Here is a 4,966-nt window from a genome sequence, read left to right on the forward strand (position 1 = left end):
GGCTGTTCTCGTACGTGCTGATGGCCATCGGGCTGGCGACGCTGGCGACGAGCCGGACGGCGGCGTACACCACGATCGCGCCCAAGGCGGCGGTGGGGAAGTGGGTCAGCAGCGGACCCAGGAAGAGCAGCGTGGCCACGACGAAGGCCAGCGTCGTGAGGGAGTAGAGCTGCGTCCGGGCGCCGACCGCACTCGCCAGCGCGGTGCGGCTGCCGCTGCTGCTGATCGGGAAGCCGTGCAGCAGGCCCGCGCCGACGTTGGCGACCCCGAGCGCGACCAGCTCCTGGTTGGCGTCGACCTCGTGCGACCCGGGCGCGCCGTCGCGGCGGCCGGCGAACGCGCGCGCGGTGAGGATGTTGTCGGTGTAGCCGACCAGCAGGACACCGAGCGCCGGCAGCACGAGGTCCTTGAGCTGCTCGAACGCCGGCAGCGAGACCGTGGGCAGGCCGCGCGGGACGGTGCCGATGACCTGGATGCCGTGCCGTTCCAGGCCGAAGAGGGCGACGGCGGCGGTGGCCAGCAGCACCGCGAGCAGCGGTGCCGGTGCGACGGGCACGAGGCGCTGGACGCCGAAGAGGAACACGAGGACGACGGCGGCGAACACGAGGGTGGCGACGTCGGCCTCGGTCAGGTGGGCGAAGAACGAGCTCGCTTGCGCGTAGAAGGACTCGCCTTCCACGGGTACGCCGGTCAGCTTGTCGAGCTGTCCCACGATCATGATCAGCGCGACGCCGGCGAGGTAGCCGACCAGGATCGGGCGCGACAACAGGTCGGCGACGAACCCCAGCCGGAGCAGCCAGGCGATCAGGCACAGCCCGCCGACCACGAGCGCGAGCGCGGCCGCGAGCCCGGCGTAGCGGGCCGGGTCGCCGGCGGCCAGCGGTCCCACGACGACCGCGGTCATGAGGGCCGTCGTCGACTCCGGCCCGATGGAGAGCAGGCGCGAGCTGCCGAGCACGGCGTAGACGGCGAGGGCGGGCAGGATCGCCCACAGGCCGGCGACCGGCGGCAGGCCCGCGACGGTGGCGTACGCCAGCACCTGCGGCACGAGGTACGCGGCGACCGTCACCCCGGCGAGCAGGTCGCCGCGCAGCCACCGGCGGTCGTAGTGGCGCAGCGTGGCGACACCCGGGAACAACGACCGGAGCGTGGGACGGCGGACCATCCCGCCATTGTGGCCGGTCGGCGCGCGGCGGTGATGTCAACGCGTCGGGGCTTGCGGCCTGCGCGTGGTGAGCTCCGCCGCAAGTCCGGCGGCCGCTCCGGTGCGAGCCATGCGGTGCCAACGCAGGCGGCTGCCGAGCAGGGCGGTGACCACCGCCTGCACGACGACCAGGTACATGATCTGGCGGTAGAGCACCTGCTGGAACGGCAGGCTCCACAACGGTCGGAGGGACTCGCCGTCCAGGCGCAGGGCGTACGCGGCGGTTGCCGCCTGGAGCAGCAGAAGAAGCAGCCAGCCGGTGGCCAACCGGGACGGGGGAAGGAAGAGCAGGCCGTAGATGGCGAAGACGTCGACCGCGGGCGCGGCCAGCGGCAACGCGACCTGGAACACCGTGAGGTAGGGCAGGGCCCGGCGCCCGAGCCGACCGCCGGCGCCGCGTTCGCGCAGCGCGGCACGGTGCTTCCACATCGCCTGCATGGTGCCGTAGCCCCAGCGGTACCGCTGCCGCCACAACTGACGTAGCGTCGCGGGCGCCTCGGTCCAGGCGATCGCGCGTTCGGCGTAGGCGACCTCCCAGCCGGCTCGGTGGACGGCCATGGTCAGGTCGGTGTCCTCGGCGAGCGTGTCGCCGGGGACGCCGCGGGTGTCGCGCAGGGCGGCCCGGCGGAACGCGCCGACCGCCCCGGGGATCGTGGGCATACAGCGCAGCAGCGCGTAGGTGCGGCGGTCGAGGTTGAAGCCGATCACGTATTCGAGATGCTGCCAACGGCCCAGCAGCCGGCCACGGTTGGCGACCTTGGCGTTGCCCGACACCGCACCGACGCGCGGGTCGGCGAACGGCTGCACGAGGCGGTGGATGGTGTCCGGTTGGAAGATCGTGTCGCCGTCGACGAGGACGAGCAGGTCGGCGCGGGCGTACGCGATGCCGGTGTTGAGCGCGGCGGGCTTGCCGGCGTTGCGTTGGCGGATCACGCGGACTCCGGGCAGGCGCAGCCGTTCGACGATGTCCGCCGTACCGTCGGTGGAGCCGTCGTCCACGACGATCACCTCGACGGCCGGATGGTCCCCCCGGATCAGCGAGAGCACGGTCGCCCGGATGTTCGCGGCTTCGTTGTACGCCGGCACGATGACCGAGACCGGTGCCCACACGGCCCGCGCCGGGCGCCGAGGCCGGCGCCGGGCGTGTCGCCACGCGCACGCCGCCTGGAACGCCAGCCGTGCCAGGCCGAGCACCAGCGCCACACCCAGCAGCCAGGTCATGACGGTGGACAGGCCCGCGCCGAGGGCCTGGAACCAGCGCAACGCGGTGCCCCGCGCGCGGTCGACGGTCGACGCGGTCGGTGCCGCCACGCCGAGTGCCGACGACACCGTGGTGAACCGGTAGCCCTGCCGTTGCAGGCGAGGGATCAGCACGTCCAGGGCGGCGACGGTCTGGGCGCGGTCACCGCCGCCGTCGTGCATGAGGATCACCGCACCCGTCCCGCCCGCCGGTGTGCCCGCCCGGACGATGGAGTCGACGCCGGGCCGGCGCCAGTCGTTGGTGTCCAGGTCGGCGAGGACCGCGATCTGGCCCTGGCCGGTGGCGTCGCGCAGCGCCGAGAGGTCGGCCGCGGTCACGTCGCCCGGGCGCGAGGAGAACGGCGGCCGGAACAGCAGGGCCTGTCGGCCGGTCGCGCCCGCGATGGCGTTGCGGGTCAGGCTCAGCTCGAGGTGCCGGTGCCAGGTCGCGGCGCTGCTGAGGTCGGCGTGGGTGAAGGTGTGTGAGCCGAGGTCGTGGCCCTCGTCGACGATCCGCCGGGTCAGCGCCGGCTCCGCGTCGACCCGCGATCCGACGGCGAAGAACGTGCCGGGTACGCCGTGGCGGCGCAACACGTCGAGGACCCGCGGCGTCCAGGTCGGGTCGGGGCCGTCGTCGAAGGTGAGCGCGATCGTTTTCGCGGGCAACGAGCGGGTCACCTGTCGGCCCTGTTGGGCGCGGACGAACGGGCCGTCGAGTGGAGCGGCGGCAGCAGCCGACGTGGATTCCGGCCGACCGGATCCGCCGCCCGCGCCGCGGGCGTAGCCGTCGAACGCGAGGGCGGCGAGCAGCACGACGAGAGCGAGCGCGAACAGCAGCCAGTGGGCGCGCGGGTCGCGCCGCGCGACGTGGCGCGGCCGGTGTCCGGCGGGCATCAGCCGGCCTTGGGATTGGGGTGGCTCGGCTTGGCGGTCGGCCGGTTGTCGGCCCCGACCCGTCGTCCGGGCTGGTCGGACGCACCGGAAGACGGGCCGGTCGGGGCAACCGCGGAGCGTGTGGCGCGCGGGGGAACGCTCGGCGCGACAGCCCGTGTCGGTGTCGCGGGGACCGCGGCGGGAGTCGATGCCGGTGCCGGGCCGATCACAGCGGTGTCGGGCCCTGGCGCTGAGCCGCCGTGCTCGGTCCAACCGCGCAGCGGTAGCGGCGCGCCGGCGAACACGCCGGCACCGAGCAGCCCGAGCGCGCCGAGCAGGGCGGCCGCGGCGGCGACCGCGAGCCAGGTCAGGATGCGGCGGCGCCGGCCGGTCCGGTCGACGAAGACGTCCGCGCTCATCGTCGCGTACTCCCTGGTGAGGCGGTGTCAGCGGCCTGTTGCACGACAGGAACAGCGTCTCGGCGCGGCCCCACATCACACGGCGCGGCGGGTGACTGCCCGACCACGCCACGTCGGTGACGTGGTCGGGCGCTGACGCCTCAGACGAAATCGGCCAGCCAGTGCTGGACCACGGGAATCTCCACGCGCTGGTAGCCGCCGAGGTAGCGGCAGTTGTCGGTGTAGCCGTAGCTGGTCACCGCGACGATGTAGCCGTTGCGGAAGACGGGGCCGCCCGAGTCTCCGAAGCACGTGCCACCGCCACCGCGGGTGTCGTTGGGGTTGCCGTTGAGCTGGAGAATCTGCGGCGTGAGCTTCTGGCCCGGCGAGGTGGTGTAACGGCGGATCAGCGGGTAGCTCATCGGCTGCGGCTTCTGCGGCCCGGTCTCCGGCTTGCGGACCTCGGTGCCGTAGCCGACCACGTCGAAGGTCGTGCTGTTGAGGACAGGCTGGGCGAACTGGTCGAGGTAGTTCGTCGGGGCGAGGGTCGCGGGCGTGATGCCGGTGACCGGTTCGTCGAGCACGATGACGCCGACGTCGTTCCAGTTGGCCAGGTCGGTGAAGTCGGAGTACTCCGGGTGGGTGTAGGCGGTGCCGGACAGATAGCCGGCAGCGGTGATCTCCTCCGGGGTGTAGCCGGCGCTCGGATCGGCGGCGGCCGGGAACGGGCTCGGCGGTTGCTCCGCGATGACCGAGTCGAAGGTGACCAGGGTGCTGCCGAGCGTGCCGGTGGTGCAGTGTGCGGCGGTGATCAGAACCGTCGGCGAGACCAGCGTCGCGGAGCAGCGGAAGCGGCCGTCGGGCTGGTAGAACAGGATCAGTCCGACGTTGGGATGACGGTTGCCGTCCGGCTCGCCGCCGGTGATGGCCGCGGCGGGTGCCGCCGCCGTCGCTATGCCCACCAATGCCAGCGTGGCCGCAACCAATGTGCGGCGGAATGCTTTCATGTCGCTACCCTTCGTAACGGCGCTGTTCGGGCTGCGGCGTGCCGAAGGTCGCCGCTACGAACAGAGCGCTCGGTGTCCTCGCGCCGTCACTGTCGGTCCCGGCGGTGGGCGTGCCCGGGCCACTGGTCATGAACCGAGCCATCAGCGGTTCGGGGTCACCGCACACCCGGAGCTCAAGCTCGCCCGCTGGGCCGCACAGGAGCTCGACGCGTCGACGGTCGCCGCGACCACGATGTACACCAGCT

General features: G+C 73.0%; 4 protein-coding genes and 1 pseudogene. 1 reads left to right on the top strand and 4 read right to left on the bottom strand.

The annotated features are described in order from the left end of the window. From AB0H87_RS37950 to AB0H87_RS37965, 4 genes are all read right to left on the bottom strand, one after another. On the bottom strand, positions 1 to 1,165 hold a 1,165-nt coding region (locus AB0H87_RS37950; protein ID WP_360157380.1), incomplete at its 3' end, for a SulP family inorganic anion transporter. 36 nt (positions 1,166 to 1,201) lie between these two features. Then, positions 1,202 to 3,337: a bifunctional polysaccharide deacetylase/glycosyltransferase family 2 protein gene (locus AB0H87_RS37955; RefSeq protein ID WP_360157383.1), complete on the bottom strand. Its 2,136-nt coding sequence runs from the start codon at positions 3,335 to 3,337 to the stop codon at positions 1,202 to 1,204. Continuing rightward, positions 3,337 to 3,735 carry a hypothetical protein gene (locus AB0H87_RS37960; protein WP_360157386.1) on the bottom strand — a complete coding sequence of 133 codons (399 nt, stop codon included), beginning with the start codon at positions 3,733 to 3,735 and terminating at the stop codon, positions 3,337 to 3,339. Before AB0H87_RS37960 ends, AB0H87_RS37955 begins: the two co-directional genes overlap by 1 nt. A gap of 140 nt (positions 3,736 to 3,875) precedes the next feature. Next, positions 3,876 to 4,721, bottom strand: a complete 846-nt coding sequence (locus tag AB0H87_RS37965) for a trypsin-like serine protease (RefSeq protein ID WP_360157389.1) — start codon at positions 4,719 to 4,721, stop codon at positions 3,876 to 3,878. On the opposite strand from AB0H87_RS37965, the pseudogene AB0H87_RS37970 reads away from it, so the two are divergent. Then, a pseudogene (locus AB0H87_RS37970) lies at positions 4,720 to 4,966 on the top strand (hypothetical protein); the annotation flags it as partial. The gene AB0H87_RS37965 and the pseudogene AB0H87_RS37970 sit on opposite strands and share 2 nt — an antisense overlap.

The sequence above is a fragment of the Asanoa sp. NPDC050611 genome, from assembly GCF_040654855.1.
Lineage (GTDB): Bacteria > Actinomycetota > Actinomycetes > Mycobacteriales > Micromonosporaceae > Asanoa.